18 protein-coding genes are annotated in these 17495 nt (G+C 71.2%); 13 read left to right on the forward strand and 5 right to left on the reverse strand.

The genetic code is table 11. The features are described 5' to 3' along the window. Window positions 1–19: 19 nt before the first annotated feature. The gene (locus tag ACFPLC_RS20100) at window positions 20–1486 is read right to left on the reverse strand and encodes a DEAD/DEAH box helicase (protein ID WP_378195302.1); all 1467 of its coding nucleotides are present in this window, start codon (window positions 1484–1486) and stop codon (window positions 20–22) included. Between the two features lie 554 nt (window positions 1487–2040). Here ACFPLC_RS20100 and ACFPLC_RS20105 point away from each other — a divergent pair. Both ACFPLC_RS20105 and ACFPLC_RS20110 read left to right on the forward strand, forming a co-directional pair. Further along, entirely contained in the window at window positions 2041–2694 is a 654-nt protein-coding gene (locus ACFPLC_RS20105) for a ferritin-like fold-containing protein (RefSeq protein WP_378195305.1), read from the forward strand. A 119-nt stretch (window positions 2695–2813) separates the two neighbouring features. After that, window positions 2814–3044, forward strand: coding sequence for a DUF3107 domain-containing protein (locus tag ACFPLC_RS20110; RefSeq protein WP_013223016.1), 231 nt, complete (start codon window positions 2814–2816; stop codon window positions 3042–3044). A gap of 49 nt (window positions 3045–3093) precedes the next feature. Here ACFPLC_RS20110 and ACFPLC_RS20115 read toward each other — a convergent pair whose 3' ends face one another. Further along, complete coding sequence (locus tag ACFPLC_RS20115) at window positions 3094–3450, reverse strand: YybH family protein (protein ID WP_378195308.1); 357 nt, start codon at window positions 3448–3450, stop codon at window positions 3094–3096. Window positions 3451–3474: 24 nt separating this feature from the next. On the opposite strand from ACFPLC_RS20115, the gene ACFPLC_RS20120 reads away from it, so the two are divergent. Next, a complete protein-coding gene (locus ACFPLC_RS20120; RefSeq protein ID WP_378195311.1) occupies window positions 3475–3849 on the forward strand; it encodes a winged helix-turn-helix transcriptional regulator in 375 nt (124 codons plus the stop codon). Here the strand turns inward: ACFPLC_RS20120 and ACFPLC_RS20125 are convergent. Then, the gene (locus tag ACFPLC_RS20125; RefSeq protein WP_378195314.1) at window positions 3839–4156 is read right to left on the reverse strand and encodes a DUF4873 domain-containing protein; all 318 of its coding nucleotides are present in this window, start codon (window positions 4154–4156) and stop codon (window positions 3839–3841) included. The genes ACFPLC_RS20120 and ACFPLC_RS20125 overlap by 11 nt on opposite strands. Beyond that, complete coding sequence (locus ACFPLC_RS20130; protein WP_191314093.1) at window positions 4153–4923, reverse strand: TetR/AcrR family transcriptional regulator; 771 nt, start codon at window positions 4921–4923, stop codon at window positions 4153–4155. The genes ACFPLC_RS20125 and ACFPLC_RS20130 overlap by 4 nt, the downstream gene beginning before the upstream one ends. A gap of 55 nt (window positions 4924–4978) precedes the next feature. Here ACFPLC_RS20130 and ACFPLC_RS20135 point away from each other — a divergent pair, with 55 nt between their 5' ends. After that, window positions 4979–5887, forward strand: coding sequence for an AurF N-oxygenase family protein (locus ACFPLC_RS20135; RefSeq protein WP_378195318.1), 909 nt, complete (start codon window positions 4979–4981; stop codon window positions 5885–5887). Next, window positions 5884–6774 (forward strand): alpha/beta fold hydrolase, encoded by an 891-nt coding sequence (locus ACFPLC_RS20140; RefSeq protein WP_378195321.1) that lies wholly within the window; start codon window positions 5884–5886, stop codon window positions 6772–6774. Before ACFPLC_RS20135 ends, ACFPLC_RS20140 begins: the two co-directional genes overlap by 4 nt. A gap of 63 nt (window positions 6775–6837) precedes the next feature. Here the strand turns inward: ACFPLC_RS20140 and ACFPLC_RS20145 are convergent, their stop codons facing one another. Then, the gene (locus tag ACFPLC_RS20145) at window positions 6838–7464 is read right to left on the reverse strand and encodes a TetR/AcrR family transcriptional regulator (RefSeq protein ID WP_003095505.1); all 627 of its coding nucleotides are present in this window, start codon (window positions 7462–7464) and stop codon (window positions 6838–6840) included. A gap of 113 nt (window positions 7465–7577) precedes the next feature. Between ACFPLC_RS20145 and ACFPLC_RS20150 the strand changes: the two genes are divergently transcribed. The 8 genes from ACFPLC_RS20150 (at window position 7578) to ACFPLC_RS20185 (ending at window position 17494) form a co-directional block, all read left to right on the forward strand. Next, the gene (locus tag ACFPLC_RS20150; protein ID WP_378195324.1) at window positions 7578–8555 is read left to right on the forward strand and encodes an alpha/beta fold hydrolase; all 978 of its coding nucleotides are present in this window, start codon (window positions 7578–7580) and stop codon (window positions 8553–8555) included. A gap of 81 nt (window positions 8556–8636) precedes the next feature. Next, window positions 8637–9803: a DUF3152 domain-containing protein gene (locus ACFPLC_RS20155; protein WP_378195327.1), complete on the forward strand. Its 1167-nt coding sequence runs from the start codon at window positions 8637–8639 to the stop codon at window positions 9801–9803. Window positions 9804–9897: 94 nt separating this feature from the next. Continuing rightward, window positions 9898–11073: an adenylyltransferase/sulfurtransferase MoeZ gene (moeZ, locus tag ACFPLC_RS20160; RefSeq protein WP_378195330.1), complete on the forward strand. Its 1176-nt coding sequence runs from the start codon at window positions 9898–9900 to the stop codon at window positions 11071–11073. A gap of 87 nt (window positions 11074–11160) precedes the next feature. Beyond that, window positions 11161–11958: a TIGR02569 family protein gene (locus ACFPLC_RS20165; protein ID WP_378195332.1), complete on the forward strand. Its 798-nt coding sequence runs from the start codon at window positions 11161–11163 to the stop codon at window positions 11956–11958. 51 nt (window positions 11959–12009) lie between these two features. Then, window positions 12010–12435, forward strand: a complete 426-nt coding sequence (locus tag ACFPLC_RS20170) for a hypothetical protein (RefSeq protein ID WP_378195335.1) — start codon at window positions 12010–12012, stop codon at window positions 12433–12435. A gap of 195 nt (window positions 12436–12630) precedes the next feature. Continuing rightward, on the forward strand, window positions 12631–14679 hold the full coding sequence (locus tag ACFPLC_RS20175; protein WP_378195338.1) for a molybdopterin oxidoreductase family protein: 2049 nt from the start codon (window positions 12631–12633) through the stop codon (window positions 14677–14679). Beyond that, window positions 14676–16103: an FAD-dependent oxidoreductase gene (locus ACFPLC_RS20180; protein ID WP_378195340.1), complete on the forward strand. Its 1428-nt coding sequence runs from the start codon at window positions 14676–14678 to the stop codon at window positions 16101–16103. The genes ACFPLC_RS20175 and ACFPLC_RS20180 overlap by 4 nt, the downstream gene beginning before the upstream one ends. Continuing rightward, window positions 16100–17494, forward strand: a complete 1395-nt coding sequence (locus tag ACFPLC_RS20185; RefSeq protein WP_378195343.1) for a nitrate/nitrite transporter — start codon at window positions 16100–16102, stop codon at window positions 17492–17494. Before ACFPLC_RS20180 ends, ACFPLC_RS20185 begins: the two co-directional genes overlap by 4 nt. Window position 17495 lies beyond the last annotated feature (1 nt).

Below are 17495 nucleotides of genomic sequence, written 5' to 3' on the forward strand. Positions count from 1 at the left end.
CGACCCCCGTGCGTAGGCCTCAGTCTGCCGACGCAGGTGTATCAGACGTCGCGGCCGGGCGGCGACGGCGGCGCCGCCGAGCCGGCCGTTCGGCGTTCTCGCCGGCCTCCTTCTCGACGGCCGGACCGGTCGCTTCCGGGGCGTTGCCGCTGCGGGTGCGGCGGCGGGTCCGGGTGCGGCCCTCCGACGCCGGAGCGGAGGCCTCGTCCGAAGGCGCGGCAGCGGCGGCGTTGTCCGCGGCCTCGATCGCCTCGGCCGCTCGCGAGCCACCGCGGGTCCGCTTGCGCGGGGCCCGGGTGCGCTTGCGCGGCGCCTCTTCCGCATCGGGCTCGCCACGGCGACGGCCGCGCTTCTTGCCGCCCAGGTCTTCTTCCTCCTCGGCGGCCAGGCCGGCGCGGGTCCGCTTGGCCAGCGGCAGCCGCCCGGTGGTGCCCTCCGGGATGCCCAGGTCCTCGAACAGGTGCTTGGACGACGAGTACGTCTCCACCGGCTCCGGCTTGTCCAGGCCGAGCGTGTCCGAAATCAGCTTCCAGCGCGCCTCTTCGTCCCAGTCGACCAGAGTGACCGCGACGCCGGTGCGCCCGGCGCGGCCGGTGCGGCCGATCCGGTGGACGTAGGTCTTCTCGTCCTCCGGGCACTGGTAGTTGATCACGTGCGTGACGTCGTCGATGTCGATGCCGCGGGCGGCCACGTCGGTGGCGACCAGCACGTCGACCTTGCCGGAGCGGAACGCGCGCAGCGCCTGCTCGCGGGCGCCCTGGCCCAGGTCACCGTGCACGGCCGCAGCCGCGAAGCCGCGCTCGACCAGGTCGTCGGCCACCTTCTGCGCGGTGCGCTTGGTGCGGCTGAAGATCATCGTCAAGCCGCGGTCGGCCGCCTGCAGGATCCGGGCGACGACCTCCGGCTTGTCCATCGAGTGCGCCCGGTAGACGAACTGGGTGGTGCGCTCGTGCACCGCGCCGGCGTCGTTCTCCTCGGCGCGGATGTGCGTCGGCTGGCGCAGGAAGGTGCGGGCCAGCGTGATGATCGGGCCGGGCATGGTGGCCGAGAACAGCATGGTCTGCCGCTCGTCCGGCACCATCCGGAGGATGCGCTCGATGTCGGGCAGGAAGCCCAGGTCGAGCATCTCGTCGGCCTCGTCGAGCACCAGGCCGCGGACCTTGCCGAGCACCAGGTGCTGCTGCTCGGCCAGGTCGAGCAGGCGGCCCGGGGTGCCGATCACGACGTCGACGCCCTTGCGCAGCGCCTCGATCTGCGGCTCGTACGGGCGGCCGCCGTAGATGGCCAGTGTCCGGATGCCCAGGTGCTTGCCGGCGCCCTTGAGGTCGTTGGCGACCTGGATGCACAGCTCGCGGGTCGGGACCACGACGAGCACCTGCGGGGTGCCGTCGCCGGGGACCTGCACGCGGTGCAGCAGGGGGACGCCGAAGCCCAGCGTCTTGCCCATGCCGGTGCGGGCCTGGCCGATGAGGTCGTCGCCGGCCATGGCCAGCGGCAGGGTGAGCGCCTGGATGGCGAACGTCCGCTCGATGCCGGCCTCGCCGAGCGCCTTGACGATCTCCGGCTTGACGCCGAAGGACGCGAAGGTCGGGGCCTCCGGCTCGACCTCGACGCCCGCCTGCAGCGGGTGCGAGGTGTCGAGCGCGGCCGGGCCGGTCTCGCTGTGTTCCAGCGCGACGGCGGGGGGCTGTTCGGTTGTGGGAATTTCTGCGGTCAGGGTGATCGCCTCTCTCGTGACCAGCGCGCACAGCCCTGGGTCCGCTCGACACTCGACCGGGAGTAAACCCTGGTCCCTGGCGCTGATCTGGAGCGCGGAACCGGTCCGTCCCGGGAATGCCGGAAGAGGCGTGCACGCACATTGCAGTACGTCGGCAGGCCACCTGACCTGCCTGTTTCCCGACGCCGGTATGGCGTACGGAAGCTTGTTGTCGGACGCCAGTGTACCTGGTCAGCGGTTTTTCGACAGTACCCGGCGCGCCGGAACCAGTGTGATCGGTCTCGTCCCGACACGTCCGGGTGCTTCGGCGATACCCTGCCCCCGTGACCGAGCCGAAAGAGATCAGCGAAGGCGTAGTCGACCTTCTCGGTGTGATCGCCTATGGCGAACTGTCCGCGTTCGACCGGCTGGCGGAGGACTCGCGCAGCGCCCCCACCCTGGCCGGGCGGGCCGCGCTGGCGGCGATGGCGGCCGCCGAAATCGGTCACTACGGCCAGCTCGCCAAGCACGTGGCCGCGAACGGCATCAAGATCGAAGACGCGATGGCGCCGTTCGTGCACCACATCGACGCCTGGCACGCGTCGACGCCGCCGAAGTCGTACCTGGAGTCGCTGGTCAAGGCCTACGTCGGCGACGGGCTGGCCGCCGACCTGTACCGGGAGATCGCCAGCTGGCTCGACCCGGAGACCCAGGACCTGGTGCTGACCGTGCTGGCCGACACCGGCCACTCGGCCTTCGCCGAACGCGAGGTCGCGGCCGGCATCGAAGCCGACCCGAAGACCCGCGACAAGCTCGCCCTGTGGGGCCGCCGCCTGCTCGGCGAGGCCCTGACCCAGGCCCAGTACGTCGTCGCCGAGCGCGACGGGCTGGCCGAGCTCATCATCAGCGGCTCGGGTGACCTCTCCGGAATTGCGGCGCTGTTCCGGCGGTTGCAACAGGGGCACACGAAGCGCATGCAGGCGCTCGGCCTGGGCTGAACCCGATGGAGTACCCGGAAGTGACGACGCGGTCGGGCGCGGACATGCGCCACCGGAACGAGCCGGTTCGGTTAGCCTTGGCCGGCACATCCCTTACGAATTTCCAGCGGAGGTCCCACGTGGAGGTCAAGATCGGCATCAAGGACACGCCGCGCGAGCTGGTGGTGTCCAGTGGCCAGTCTCCCGAAGAGGTGGAGAAGCTGGTCGCCGAGGCCCTGACGGCCGGTGACGGGCTCTTCCGCATCAACGACGAGAAGGGGCGCAAGTACATCGTCCCCTCCGACCGCATCGCGTACGTCGAGATCGCCCCCTCGGACGTCCGCAAGGTCGGCTTCGGCGTCGGCGACTGAACTCGGTTCGACCGGTGAAGGCCACCCTGCGGGGTGGCCTTCACCGGTTTCAGGCGACCCCGAAGGGGTTGTCGATCACGTAGCGCCACTTCCCGTCCGCGCCTCGGCGGGCCACGTCGGTGGCGGTGCCGCGGGGGCCGGCGTCGATGCTCCAGTCGACGACGAGCAGGGCCAGGTCGCCGGCGACGTAGACGTGCCGCGGCCGGACGTCGATCGGACGGCCGAGCTGCTGCAGCGCGCCGTTGGCGGCCCGCCGCCGCGCCCCGGTGACCGGCTCGCCCGGCCGCGCGACGAGGACCGCGTGGTCTTCGTAGACCCGGTCGAGTGAACCCGGGTCGCCGCTGTTGAACGCCCTGGCGAACACGGCCGGATGCAGCGCGGCGTCGGTGGTGAGTGCGATGTCCATGCGGCCAGCGAACCGGAGGCGCGAGTGGCTCACCAAACGGTAAGGACCTGGGACGCGGACCTGGTGCCGTCCCCGGCGGGCCGCACGGACCGCCCGGACCCCGGCTGCCCCGTCGAGACGGCGCTGGCGGCGATCACCGGCCGCTGGACGACGCTGGTCCTGCGCGACCTGATGCACGGCCCGCTCACCTACAGCGCCCTGCGGGCGTCGCTACCGCAGATCAGCGACAAGGTGCTGACCGAGCGCCTGGCCGTGCTGCGGGACCGCGGCCTGGTGCGCCGGGACCGGCGGCCCGGCTTCCCCTCGCAGGTGACCTACGCCCTGACCGACGCGGGAGAGCAGCTCCGGCCGTTGCTGATCGAGCTGTACCGCACCGGCGAGCGGCTGCTCAGGCGTTGAGCTCTTCCAGCGTCGTGGGGACGTGGAACGGCGGCGTGCTCGTGCCCGTGATGCGGTAGCGGCCCCACGGGTCCGGGTCCGAGAGTTCCCCGGTGGCCGAGTGCGAGCCCGCCCGGATGGAGACGGCCTTCTTCTTGCCGCCCGCCAGGCGGGTCAGCTCCTCGTTCACCGCCACCCGGCCGTACCAGCGGTAATAGCCGTCGATCGGCTGGAAGTAGCCGCGCAGCTCGACCGTCACCGGCAGCGAAACGCCGTCGACCTCCAGGGTCGCTTCACCGCTGTAGCCGTCTTCGTCGTGCTCGCTCATGAGGTTTCCTCCAACGACTCCGAAGTGCGGCCCAGCTGGACCACCTTGTTGGCTTCCAGGGGCAGGTTCGGGTCGATGACCACGCCGTTCTGGCGGGTCAGCCCGTCGATGGCCGCCCAGATGATCTGGGTCAGGTACTCCACGACCGCGTCGCGGCTCATCGAGCGGCGGTCCAGCCACCACTCGCCGGTGTTCTGGACCATGCCGACGATGCCGTGCGCCCACGGCTCGGCCGCGCCGGAGTCCATGTTGAACATCCGCATGTAGTCGCCGAGCAGGGCGGTCAGCGCCGTCGCGATCAGTTCCTTGTCCTCGGCCACGACGTCCGACGACACCGGCTTCTCCGGCCGCCCGTGGGCGAGCAGCCGGTAAAGGTTGGGGTGCTCCTCGATGACCGTGAAGAACGCGTCGAGGGCCATCCGGATCCGGGGCACCGGCGCCAGCTCGGCGTTGATCGCCGGGATCAGCCGCTCGAAGAGGATTTCCGTGCCGCGCTGGCCGAGCGCCACGTAGAGGTCGGCCTTGTCGTCGAAGTGCCGGTACAGCACCGGTTTCGTGACGCCGGCTTCGGCGGCGACGTCCTCCATGCCCAGGTCCGGGCCGTGCGTGTCGAGCGCCCGCAGCGCGGCCTCGACGAACTCCTTGCGCCGGGCGATGCGGTGCTTGCGCCACCGGTCGCGCCGGGCGTCGCCGGTCGCCTCCTCGCCGCGCGAGGACTTGCCGGCCTGCTTGCTGGAGCGCTTGACACGTTCGATCACGAGGGTCATGCTACGCACAGGTAACTGTTACCTCAAGTTACACTTCTCGGAAGGGGTGTCGGCAATGACGCGGACGCTGAAGGAACCGGATCGCGAAAAGACCGCGGACCGCCTGCTGAAGTCGTCGGCGAACAAGTTCTACGACCCCGACGTCGACATCGACTGGACCGCGCCGCTGGTGGAGGGCAAACGGTTCATCCTCGAAGAGCGGTCTTCGCTCTACGGCACCGAACTCTGGGACAAGCTGACCCCCGAGCAGCGCATCGAGCTGGGCAAGCACGAGGTCGCGAGCGTCGCGACCACCGGGCTGTGGTTCGAAATCCTCCTCATGCAGATGCTGCTCAAGGAGGTCTACGAGCAGGACCCGACGTCCGCGCACGCCCAGTTCGCGCTCACCGAAATCGCCGACGAATGCCGCCACTCGACGATGTTCGCGCGGATGGCGTCGCGGATCGGCTGCCCGGCGTACGGCCCGGTGCCGTGGCTGCGGCGCCTGGCCAAGCTGATGCCGACGATTTCCTACGGCCCGGCGCGCTACGGCGCGATCCTGGTCGCCGAGGAGGTCCTGGACCGGCTGCAGCGCGAGCAGATGAACGACGAAGGCGTCCAGCCGCTGGTCCGGATGGTCAACCGGATCCACGTCCTGGAAGAGGCCCGGCACGTCACCTTCGCCCGCGAAGAGGTCACGCGCGGGATGGCGAAGCTGTCGAAGGCCGAGATCGCCTACCAGCAGTTCATCATCGCGGTCATTTCGTACTTCGTGACGCGGGCGTTCATCAACCCGGACGTCTACAAGGCGGTCGGCATCCGCCCGCGCGACGGCGTCGAGGCGGCGCTGAACAACCCGCACTGGCAGGGGACGATCGCCTGGGCCGGGGAAAAGATCATGCCGTTCCTGCAGGAGTCCGGCCTGGTCGGACTGCCGGGGAAGTACTTCTGGCGCAAGTCGTTCCTGCTCCCGGCGGCCCGATGACGACCGTCCTGTCGCCCGAGCAGTTCGTCACGAGCGACGGCGCTTCGCTGAACGTCGTGACGTCGGGGCCCGCGGACTCCGCCCTCACGCTGGTGCTGGTGCACGGCTGGACGCAGGACCACCGGACGTGGGACTTCGTGCTGCCGCACCTCGATCCCGGTCTGCGCGTGCTGCGCTACGACCTGCGCGGCCACGGCGGCTCGGCGCCCGCCCGGCCCGGTGGTGCCACGATCGCCCGGCTCGCCGACGACCTGGCCGAACTGATCGCCGACCGCGTCCCGGACGGGCCGCTGGTGCTGGCCGGGCACTCGATGGGCGGCATGACGCTGATGGTGCTCGCCGAGCGGCACCCGGCCCTGGTCCGGGAGCGGCTGGCGGGCGCGGCGTTCGTCGCGACGTCGTCGGGTGACATGGACCAGCTGACGCTCGGGTTCCCGGGCCTGGTCGGCCGGAGCGTGACGCGCTTCGAGCCGCGGGTGGCCCGGCTGCTGGCCCGGTTGCGGTCGGACACGCTGCGACTGCGGCCGGGGCTGGTGCGTTCGGGTGCCCGGCGGCTGGTGTTCGGCGTCCGGCCGGGGCGGGCGCAGGTGGACAGCGTCGTCGAGCAGCTGCTGCGCGCGCACCCGGCGAGCGCGGGGATGTTCCTGGACGCGATCGCGGCCCACCGCGGGGTCGGCGGGCTGGGCGCGCTGTGCGACGTGCCGTCGGTGGTGCTGGCGGGGGAGAGGGACCGGCTGTGCCCGCTGCCGCACGCGAAGGTGATCGCGGACGAGCTGCCGCACGCGGAGTTCGTCCGGTTCCCGGGTGCGGGGCACATGCTGCCGCAGGAACGGCCCTTCGAGGTCGCTCGCCGGATTTCCGCCCTGGTGCGGGTCGCCGCCCGCTGAAGATGCAGTGAATGACTCATTCCTGGCGTCTGACGCCAGGAATGAGTCATTCACTGCATCCGGTCAGGAGTCCTTGAGCGGGAAGCCGCCGCCGATGCCGCGCCAGGCGAGGTTGGCCGTCAGGGCCACCGCTTCCTCGCGGCTCATCGACTGGTGGTGGGCCAGCCAGAACCGCGCGCTGACCTGGCTCATCCCGACCAGCCCGACCGCCAGCAGCCGCGCCTTGTCCTCGTCGAGACCCGCGTCCGCCGTGATCGTCTCGGTGATCGCGTCCACGCTCGCCGACGTCGCCCGGTCGACCGCTTCCTGGACCGCCGGCTCGCCACGCAGGTCGGACTCGAACACCATCCGGAACGCGCCCGCGTCGTTGCTGACGAAGTCGAAGAACGCGCCGACCGTCGCCGGGACGCGCTGCTTGTTCTCCGTCGTCGAGTCCAGCGCGTTCTGGACGCGCTTGACCAGCTCGTCGACGTGGCTTTCCAGCAGCGCGATGTACAGGTCCAGCTTGCCGGGGAAGTGCTGGTACAGCACCGGCTTCGAGACGCCCGCGACCTCGGCGATCTCGTCCATCGCGGCGGCGTGGTAACCGTTCTCGGCGAAGACCCGCTGCGCCGCGGCGAGGAGCTGGGCCCGGCGCTCGGTCCGGGGCAGCCGCACCCCACGTTGCTGCAGCCGCGTCATCTCCGTCATGCTCGTCCTCCCGTCATCGCTTCTTCGACGGGCGGGGTCGCCACCGCGTGAAGTCGCCCTGAAGATTACTCGCCGGTACGTGTGCCGCGCCAAGGGTCGGGCATTCTGGACTCGTGGACACCCCCGTGCAGGCCCGGTCGCCGCTGACCCACGTGCCGCTCTCGACCAGGGCCTTGCCGTCGCTCGACCCGCTCCCGGCGCCCTGGCCGGCGGCCTTCGAAGAGGTCGGCACAGCCCGCCTGCACGTCCGCCGCACGCCGGGCCCGGACGGCGTGCCCGCGGTCTACGTCCACGGTCTCGGCGGCTCGTCGACGAACTGGACCGACCTGGCCGCGCTGCTCGCGCCGGTCGCCGGCGGCACGGCGATCGACCTGCCCGGGTTCGGCAACTCCGAGCCGGAAAAGGGCTTCGACTTCACGCTCCAGGCGCACGCGGACGTCGTCACGAAGCACATCGAGGCGGTCGGTGGGCCGGTGCACCTGTTCGGCAACTCCATGGGCGGCGCGATCGCCCTGCTGGTCGCGGCGCAGAAGCCGGAGCTGGTCAAGACGCTGACCCTGATCTCGCCCGCGGTGCCGGACCTGCGCCTCGACCCGCGGCGGCTGTCGGACCCGCGGATGGCGCTCGCCTACCTGCCGCTGGTCGGTGCCCGCGTGCGGGCCCAGCTGGCCGCGCTCGGGCCGCGGGAACGCGCCGCGCAGGTCATCAAGCTGTGCTTCGCCGACCCGTCGCGGTTCCCCGAAAGCCGCCTGGACGAGCTGACCGAGGAACACGGCGCCCGCGCCGGGTTCGCCTGGGCCGCGCCCGCGATGGCACGCAGCACGTTCGCCATCTTCCGGGCCTGGTCGACGCTGGGGAAGGCGTCGCTGTGGTCGGTCGCGCCGCTCGTCAAGGCGCCGACGCTGGTGGTCTGGGGCCGCGAGGACCGCGTCATCTCGGTGAAACGCGCCGTGCGGACCGCCCGGGCGATCCCGCGGGCCCGCCTGCTCGTGCTCCCGCGCACCGGGCACGTGGCCCAGATGGAGCGTCCGGTCGTGGTCGCGAAGGCCGTGCTGGGCATGTGGGAGCACGTCGAAGCGGGCACCTGGTAGCCCGATCGGGCGACGCCGAGTTCACTCGATGATCCGCCAGTCGGCGCGAGCGGTGCCGCGCCGCTGTGGCACCCTGGTGCGGTGGACCGGGTGAAGCAGGACGCGCGAGGCGAAGATCGCCGGCCGCCCCACCGCGCGTCGGCCCGCCGGACGCCGGACGCCGAGGACCACCCCCGCACCGGGCAGTACCGCCCGTCGAAAGCGGCGGCCCAGCGCCTCGAGGAGGACCGCTACCGCCCCGGCGGGCGGCGGACCAGTGCCGAGCCGCTGAGCGCCTCGTGGAAGCCGCACGTCGAGGTCAAGGCCGAGAAGAAGGTCGAAGAACCGCCGAAGTCGGGCATCGCGAAGCTGACGAAGACCTACGGCTGGCGCGTCTACGCCCTGCCGATCCTGGTCGTGCTGACCGTGCTCGTCGTGGTCAACACGGCCACCAGCCCGGCCCAGCCGATCGCCGAGCAGGGCGCGGGCGCCGCCGGGTCCGGTGTCGAGTCCGCGGGCGGCGACAGCTCCGGCGGCGCGATCGACGGCAACGGCGAGCAGGCCATCCCGGAGAACCCGGCCACTCCGGTCGACCTCAAGGTGCCGACCGCGGACCTGCCCGAGGGCATCCCGTTCACCCAGGCCGGCGCCGGCAAGTGGCACGTCGTCCCGGGCAGCGGCCCGAAGATCGGCAACGGGAAGCTGTACACCTACACCGTCGAGGTCGAGGACGGGATCGACCCGTCGAGCTACGCCGGCGACGACGCCTTCGCCGCGGCCGTCCAGGGCACCCTGTCGAACCCGACCCAGGGCTGGACCTGGGACGGCAAGATCGCGTTCCAGCGGGTGGACGGCAGCTTCCCGAACCCGTCGTTCAAGGTGAGCCTCACCACGCCGGAGACCACCCACCGGCCGGACGCCTGCGGCTTCCAGATCAAGTTCGAGGCCTCCTGCTACCGCAAGAGCCTCGGCCGCGTGCTGATCAACCTGGCCCGCTGGGTGCGCGGCGCCAAGGCGTTCAACGCGGACATGACCGGCTACCGGCAGTACGCCATCAACCACGAGGTCGGGCACGCCCTGGGCAACCAGCACGTCGGCTGCGGCGGCGAAGGCCAGCCCGCGCCGGTGATGATGCAGCAGTCCTTCGGGGTCTCCGACGACTACGTCTCGATGCTCAACGACATCCCCGGCGGCGACAAGGGCAAGGTGGCCAAGGACGGCCGCACCTGCCTGCCCAACGCGTGGCCGAACCCCAAGCCCGCCGCCTGAAGTTCTCCCAGCATGTGGACGCGGGAAGACGTATTTGCCCGCGCGCGTTGTGCGTAGTGGGATGGACGCGATACGCGCGCGAGATGGAGGACCCATGTCAGCACTGCCGCCGCTCGTCGAGCCGGCTGCCGAGCTCACCAAGGAAGAGGTGGCCCGCTACAGCCGTCACCTGATCATCCCGGACGTCGGGATGGACGGGCAGAAGCGGCTGAAGAACGCCAAGGTCCTGGTGATCGGGGCCGGCGGCCTCGGCAGCCCCGCGCTGCTGTACCTGGCCGCCGCCGGGGTCGGCACGCTCGGCATCGTCGACTTCGACGTCGTGGACGAGTCGAATCTGCAGCGCCAGGTCATCCACGGCCAGTCCGACGTCGGCAAGCTCAAGGCCGCGTCCGCGCAGGAGTCGATCGCGGAGATCAACCCGCTGGTCAAGGTGCACCTGCACACCGACCGGCTGGACTCGTCGAACGCGCTGGAGATCTTCGGGCAGTACGACCTGATCGTCGACGGCACCGACAACTTCGCGACGCGCTACCTGGTCAACGACGCCGCCGTGCTCCTCGGCAAGCCGTACGTCTGGGGTTCGATCTTCCGGTTCGAGGGCCAGGTGAGCGTGTTCTGGGAAGACGCGCCGAACGGCAAGGGCCTCAACTACCGCGACCTCTACCCCGAGCCGCCGCCTCCGGGCATGGTCCCCTCCTGCGCCGAGGGTGGCGTGCTGGGCGTGCTGTGCGCGTCCATCGGCTCGATCATGGTCACCGAGGCGATCAAGCTCATCACCGGCATCGGCGAGCCGCTGCTCGGCCGCCTGATCAGCTACGACGCGCTGGAGATGAAGTACCGCGAGGTCAAGATCCGCAAGGACCCGGACACGCCGAAGATCACCGAGCTGATCGACTACGAGGCGTTCTGCGGGGTCGTTTCGGACGAAGCCGCTTCGGCCGCTTCGGGGAGCACCATCACCCCGGCCGAGCTCAAGGCCAAGTTCGACAGCGGCGAGAACTTCGCGCTGATCGACGTCCGCGAGCCGCACGAGTACGAGATCGTCAACATCAAGGGCGCGACGCTGATCCCGAAGGACCGGATCCTTTCGGGCGAGGCGCTGGCCGAGCTGCCGCAGGACAAGCCGATCGTCCTGCACTGCAAGTCGGGTGCCCGGTCCGCCGAGGCCCTCGCCGCCCTGCACGCGGCCGGCTTCAAGGACGCGACGCACCTCGGCGGCGGCGTGCTCGCCTGGGCCAAGCAGATCGACCCGAGCCTGCCGACCTACTGACAGTGTGTGTTTTGCCCGGCCGGGAAACCGTGTGTGAGCAGCGCGTCTTCTCATTCGTGGTCCACCCGGCCGGGTAACGTCACGGCCGTGCGGTCAACCCTCGAACGTCCCCCGGCGCACGTCTGCGCGGCCTTCGGCGGCCCCGCCGACGCCGCCGAACGCCTGCCGGATTCGACGGCGTGGCGCTGCGGCGACCTCGTGTTCAAGCCGGTCACTGACAAGGTCCGGACGCTGTGGACCGCGCACGCGCTCGACTACGTCCGCGAGCCGGGCCTGCGGGTCGGCAAGCCGGTCCGGTCGACGGACGGCCGCTGGATCGTCGGCGGCTGGACGGCGTCCCGGTTCCTGTCCGGCACGCACGAGCACCGCGGCGACGCCTCGGTGCTGGCGGCGGTGAAACTGCACCGCGCGACGATCGGCCTGCCCCGCCCCGACTTCCTCGACAGCCGCACCGACGTCGATGCGGTCGCCGACCGCGTGGCGTGGGAGGAACTCGAGGTTCCCCTGGAGGAGACGAAGGGCGGCCGCTGGTTCGAGGTCCTGGCGCCCGCCCGCCGCCCGATCGGGTTGCCGCTGCAGGTGGCCCACGGAGAGTTGCTGGCCGGGTTGCTGTTCGACGGCGATGCCAGCCCCGGCCTGGTCGACTTCGTGCCGTACTACCGGCCCGGTGAGTACGGCGCGGCGATCGTCGCGGTGGACGCGCTGGCGTGGGGCGGCGCGGGCCGTGACCTGCTCGAACGCTGGGCCCACCTGCCGGAGTGGCCGCAGCTGCTGCTGCGCGCGGTGCTGTTCCGGCTGGCGGCCAACGCGCTGAACCCCAAATCGACGCAGGCAGCACTGGACGGCCTGCGCGCCGCGGCCCGCGAGGTGTCCGGGGTCTTGTGACTTACGCGGCCGTCCGGGATGATGGCCGGGTGATCACCTACCGAAAGGGCCATGCCGCGTAGGCGCCCTGGAAGCCTGCGCCGCCGCCGCCGACTCGACGTCGCGGGACCGCCGCCGGCCAAGATCCCTTACCTCTCCCGCCGCGAGCAGCGGCAGCTCGCTTTCGCCGAAGCGGACGCCGGCCTGGTGCCGGGTACCGTCGCCGGTGCGCTCCGACGCTGGCAGAACCGGACTCGGCCACCCAGCCGGCTCTCGCAACGGGACTGCCCGCGCCCCGCTTGCGAACCGCGGCAGGACCGGCTCGAGCTCGCGCAGGTGCTGAGCGCGCTGCCGCGCCGCGAGCGGGCGCTGATCGGTGCGGAACTGGCCAAGGCCGACCGCCGATACCTGGCGCAGACGCTGCCCGATCCGTTCGGCACCTCGCCCTGGTGGTTCACGTGCCGGATCATCGACCAGAACGGCTGGGGTCGCTTGTGACCGAGGTCGCAAGATCCGGCGTCACCTCCGGTAAAGCCGCGCTGACCTCCGGACTCCCGGCACGTGGACGGAGATCTCACCGGCCGGGCGCCGGAAACACCGCCGCAATGTCAACTGCCTGAAACATTCGGTCGAATCCGGTTAACACGGCCTCCTTAGCGTCAGGGCACGCCCGAAACGCCAAGGAGGTGCCCGATGCCGCAGGTCGACACCCACTGCCCGTACTGCGCCCTGCAGTGCGGGATGAGCCTCGACGGCGCCCGCGTGACGCCGCGGGACTTCCCGGTCAACGCCGGCGGTCTGTGCCAGAAGGGCTGGACCGCCGGCTCCCTCCTGACGAGCCCGAAGCGGCTGACCACGCCGATGCTGCGCGTGAACGGTGTGCTCGAGCCGGTGAGCTGGGACTTCGCCCTCGACTTCGTCGCCCGGAAGCTCGAAGCGATCCGAACCGAACACGGCCCGGACGGCGTCGCGATCTTCGGCGGCGGCGGGCTGACCAACGAAAAGGCGTACCTGCTCGGCAAGTTCGCCCGCGTCGCGCTCGGCACCTCGCAGATCGACTACAACGGCCGGTGGTGCATGTCCTCGGCCGCCGCCGCGGGGATCAAGGCCTTCGGAGCCGACCGCGGGATGCCGTTTCCCGTCACCGACCTCAAGAACGCCGACGTCGTGCTGCTCGCCGGGGCGAACCCGGCCGAGACCATGCCGCCGTTCACGCAGCACCTGCGGGGCACCGACCTCATCGTCGTCGACCCGCGGCGCACCCCGACCGCCGAACTCGCGAGCCTGCACCTGGCGCCCGCGCCCGGCACGGATCTCGCGCTGGCCCTGGGCATCCTGCACGCCGTCGTCGAAGGCGGGCACCTCGATCAGTCCTATGTGGACGATCGAACCAGCGGGTTCGCCGAACTGTGGCGGATCGCCGCGAGCTGGTGGCCGGAACGCGCCGAGCGCGTCACCGGCGTCTCGGCCGCCGACATGCGCCTCGCCGCCGAAAAGCTCGCAGGAGCCCGCAACGCCTACGTCCTCACCGCGCGCGGCACCGAGCAGCACGCCACCGGGACCGCGACCGTCGGCGCCTGGATCAACCTCGCGCTCAGCCTCGGCCTGCCCGGCCGGAACGGCTCCGGGTACGGCTGCCTCACCGGTCAGGGCAACGGCCAAGGCGGCCGCGAGCACGGCCAGAAGGCCGACCAGCTCCCGGGCTACCGCAAGCTCGACGACTCGGCCGCGCGCGAGTACGTCGCCGGCGTCTGGGGTGTCGACGCCGCGAGCCTGCCCGGTCCCGGCCGCTCGGCCACCGAACTGCTCGAAGCGCTCGGCCAGGAGAACGGCCCGAAGGCGCTGATGGTGTTCGGCAGCAACGTGGTCGTCTCCGCCCCGCGCTCGCAGCGCGTCCAGGACCGGCTGGCGTCGCTGGACTTCCTGGTGGTCGCCGACTTCGTGCTGTCGGAGACGGCGGCGCTGGCCGACGTCGTCCTGCCGGTCACCCAGTGGGCCGAAGAGGACGGCACGCTCACCAACCTCGAGGGCCGGATCCTGCTGCGCCGCAAGGCGTTGACTCCGCCGCCCGGCGTCCGGTCCGACCTCGACGTCCTGAACGGCCTCGCACAACGGCTGGGCCAGCCGGAAAACCGGTTCCCCGCCGATGCCGAGACGGTGTTCGAGGAGCTGCGGATCGCGTCGAAGGGCGGCATCGCCGACTACTCCGGCGTCAGCTACGACCGGCTGCGCGCGGGGGAAGCCCTGCACTGGCCCGTCCCGGCGGACGACCACCCCGGGACGCCGCGGATGTTCCTCGACGCCTTCGCGCACCCGGACGGCCGCGCGCGGTTCGTGCCGGTCGAGCACACCGGCCCGGCCGAGCTGCCCGACGACGAGTTTCCCTTGCAGGCCACCACCGGCCGCGTCCTGCAGCACTACCAGTCGGGTGCCCAGACGCGGCTGATCGACGAACTCACCGAGGTCGTGCCGGAGGCGTTCGTCGAGGTCCACCCGGACACCGCCAAGCGGGCCGGACTCGAAGAAGGCGACCGGGCGCTGGTCCGGTCGCGGCGCGGCGAGACGGTCGCGCGAGTGCGGTTCGCCCAGTCGTTGAAGCCCGACCTGGTCTTCCTGCCGTTCCACTTCCCCGGTGAGCAACGCGCCAACTTGTTCACCAATCCGGCGCTCGACCCGGTTTCCCGGATGCCGGAGTTCAAGGTGTGTGCCGTGTCCTTGTCTACCGTGGATGGTGCCGCGTGAGCCCTCGTGAAGTCGTCATCGTCGGGTACGGCATGGCCGGCGCCCGGCTCGCGGACGAGATCCGCCGCCGGGACCCGATCGCCGAACGGGTCCGGCTGACCGTCCTCGGTGCCGAACAGCACGCGGCCTACAACCGGGTGCTGCTGTCCGCGGTCGTGGCCGGCGGGATGAGCGCCGACAGCGTCCGCCTGCACGACGACGAGTGGGCCCAGCGCCACAACATCGACCTGCGGCTCGGCGTCGACGTCGAACGCATCGACCGCGAGAAGCGCTGCGTCGAGCTGGCCGACGGCTCCTCCGTCGACTACGACGCCCTGGTTCTCGCCACCGGCGCGAACCCGTGGATCCCGCCGGTGGAAGGCCTCGAAGCCGGGCCCGGCGTGGTCGCCTTCCGCAGCCTCGACGACTGCGCCAAGATCCTCGACGCCGCCCGCTTCGGCGCGCCGGTCGCGGTGCTCGGCGGTGGCCTGCTCGGCCTCGAAGCCGCCCGCGGCCTGGCCGGGCGCGGCAACCAGGTGACCGTCGTGCACCCGCTGGGCCACGTCATGGAACGCCAGCTCGACCCGGCCGCCGGCCACGTGCTGGCCCGGCAGCTGACCGACATGGGCGTGACGTTCAAGTTCGGCGCCACCGCCGCCCGCTACCTGCCCGGCGACGGCTTGAAGCTGGACGACGGCAGCCTCGTCCCGGCCGACCTGGTCGTCGTCGCCGCGGGGGTCCGCGCCGAGACGCGCCTGGCCGCCGAAGCCGGTCTCGACGTCGACATGGGCATCCTCGTGGACGACGTGCTGCGCACCAGCGACGGCCGCATCCACGCCCTCGGCGACTGCGCCCGCCACCCCGGCGCCCCGGCCGGGCTGATCCAGCCCGCCTGGGAGCAGGCAGAAGTCCTCGCCGACGTCCTGACCGGGACGAACGCGGCGGCCCGCTACCGCGGCACCACGGCCGTCACCCGGCTCAAGGCCCGCGGCATCGACCTCGCCGCCCTCGGCGAGACCCAGCTCGAAGCATCCGACAACGGCGCCGAGGTGCTCACCTTCAACGACCCCACCGGTGGCCGGTACGGCAAGCTCGTCGTCCGCGAAAACCGTGTCACCGGGGCGATCCTGCTCGGCCTGCCCGACGCGGCCGCGACCATCACCCAGTTCCACGACCGCGGGACGCCGCTGCCGGAAGACCGGCTCGCCGTCCTGCTCGGCCGCGCGCTGCCCACCGGCAGCACGCCCGCGGCCAGCCCCGCCGACCTGCCCGCCGCGGCGGTGATCTGCCGCTGCAACAACGTCACCAAGGGCCGGCTGATCGAAGCCTGGAAGGCCGGGGCCACCGACACCCCCGCACTGGCGCGGGCCACGCGAGCGACGACGGGATGCGGCGGGTGCACGGACACCGTCGGCGGCATCGCGAACTGGCTCGCCGCGCAATGACCACCTCGAACCGCCGCACGAAGGAGCACGCCGTGGCCCACCAAGGAAAGCACTGGATCGAGCACTGGGAACCCGAGAACGAAGAATTCTGGGAGTCCACCGGCAAGAAGGTCGCCCGCCGCAACCTGTGGTTCTCCGTCTTCGCCGAGCACATCGGCTTCTCGATCTGGACCCTCTGGTCGGTCATCGTCCTGTTCATGGGCAAGGACTACGGCTTCTCCGCCGCCGACAAGTTCCTGCTCGTCTCGACGCCGACGCTGATCGGCGGCCTGATGCGGCTGCCCTACACCTTCGCCGTGGCGAAGTTCGGCGGCCGCAACTGGACGGTCGTCAGCGCGGTGCTGCTGCTGATCCCGACCACGCTGGCCGCGATCGTGCTGCACCCCGGCACGTCGCTCGGCACCTTCCTGCTCGTCGCCGCCCTCGGCGGGGTGGGCGGCGGCAACTTCGCGTCGTCGATGACGAACATCAACGCCTTCTACCCGGAGAAGCACAAGGGCTGGGCGCTGGGCCTCAACGCCGGCGGCGGCAACCTCGGCGTCGCGGCGATCCAGCTGGTCGGGCTGCTGGTGATCGGCACGGCGGGAGCGACCGCGCCCCGGCTGGTGCTGTTCGTCTACCTGCCGCTGATCGTGGTCGCCGCGCTGTGCGCGTACTTCTTCATGGACAACCTCGCCACCATGAAGGGCGACACGAAGGCGATGCGCGAGGTCGTCAAGGACCCGCACACGTGGGTGATGTCGTTCCTCTACGTCGGCACGTTCGGCTCGTTCATCGGCTACAGCTTCGCGTTCGGCCTGGTGCTGCAGAACCAGTTCGGCCGCACCCCGCTGCAGGCGGCCGCGGTGACCTTCCTCGGCCCGCTGCTCGGCTCGCTGTCCCGGCCCACCGGCGGCTGGCTCGCCGACCGCGTCGGCGGCGGTAAGATCACCTTCTTCACGTTCATCGGGATGGCCCTGGCCACGGTCGTGCTGATCCTGGCCTCGACCTCGAAGTCGCTGGTGCTGTTCACGGTCGCGTTCGTGGTGCTGTTCGTGCTCACCGGCATCGGCAACGGCTCGACCTACAAGATGATCCCGGCCATCTTCCGCGCCAAGGCCAAGGTCGCCATCGCGAACGGTGCCGGAGAAGCGGCCGAGCTGCTCAAGGCGCGGCGCCTGTCCGGTGCCCTGATCGGCCTGGCCGGCGCGATCGGCGCCGAGGGCGGCCTGTTCATCAACCTGGCCTTCCGGCAGTCGTTCGCCGACGCGAAGAGCGGCGTGCCCGCCTTCATCGGATTCCTCGTCTTCTACGGGCTCTGCTTCGCCGTCACCTGGGCGGTCTACCTGCGGAAGCCCGCCGAACAGCCCACGAGTGAGCGCGGTCTGGCGCTCGCGGGAGCGGAGGTCTGAG

The sequence above is a fragment of the Amycolatopsis plumensis genome (assembly GCF_042652605.1).
In the GTDB taxonomy this organism is placed as follows: domain Bacteria; phylum Actinomycetota; class Actinomycetes; order Mycobacteriales; family Pseudonocardiaceae; genus Amycolatopsis; species Amycolatopsis plumensis.

What these genes read in the sequence shown, in the direction of transcription:
- ACFPLC_RS20185 (WP_378195343.1), top strand. Translation starts at nt 16,100, where the DNA reads ATGACCACCTCGAACCGCCGCACGAAGGAGCACGCCGTGGCCCACCAA.
- moeZ (WP_378195330.1), top strand. Translation starts at nt 9,898, where the DNA reads ATGTCAGCACTGCCGCCGCTCGTCGAGCCGGCTGCCGAGCTCACCAAG.
- ACFPLC_RS20175 (WP_378195338.1), top strand. Translation starts at nt 12,631, where the DNA reads ATGCCGCAGGTCGACACCCACTGCCCGTACTGCGCCCTGCAGTGCGGG.
- ACFPLC_RS20140 (WP_378195321.1), top strand. Translation starts at nt 5,884, where the DNA reads ATGACGACCGTCCTGTCGCCCGAGCAGTTCGTCACGAGCGACGGCGCT.
- ACFPLC_RS20125 (WP_378195314.1), bottom strand. Translation starts at nt 4,156, where the DNA reads ATGAGCGAGCACGACGAAGACGGCTACAGCGGTGAAGCGACCCTGGAG.
- ACFPLC_RS20130 (WP_191314093.1), bottom strand. Translation starts at nt 4,923, where the DNA reads ATGACCCTCGTGATCGAACGTGTCAAGCGCTCCAGCAAGCAGGCCGGC.
- ACFPLC_RS20135 (WP_378195318.1), top strand. Translation starts at nt 4,979, where the DNA reads ATGACGCGGACGCTGAAGGAACCGGATCGCGAAAAGACCGCGGACCGC.
- ACFPLC_RS20170 (WP_378195335.1), top strand. Translation starts at nt 12,010, where the DNA reads ATGCCGCGTAGGCGCCCTGGAAGCCTGCGCCGCCGCCGCCGACTCGAC.
- ACFPLC_RS20145 (WP_003095505.1), bottom strand. Translation starts at nt 7,464, where the DNA reads ATGACGGAGATGACGCGGCTGCAGCAACGTGGGGTGCGGCTGCCCCGG.
- ACFPLC_RS20115 (WP_378195308.1), bottom strand. Translation starts at nt 3,450, where the DNA reads ATGGACATCGCACTCACCACCGACGCCGCGCTGCATCCGGCCGTGTTC.
- ACFPLC_RS20100 (WP_378195302.1), bottom strand. Translation starts at nt 1,486, where the DNA reads ATGGCCGGCGACGACCTCATCGGCCAGGCCCGCACCGGCATGGGCAAG.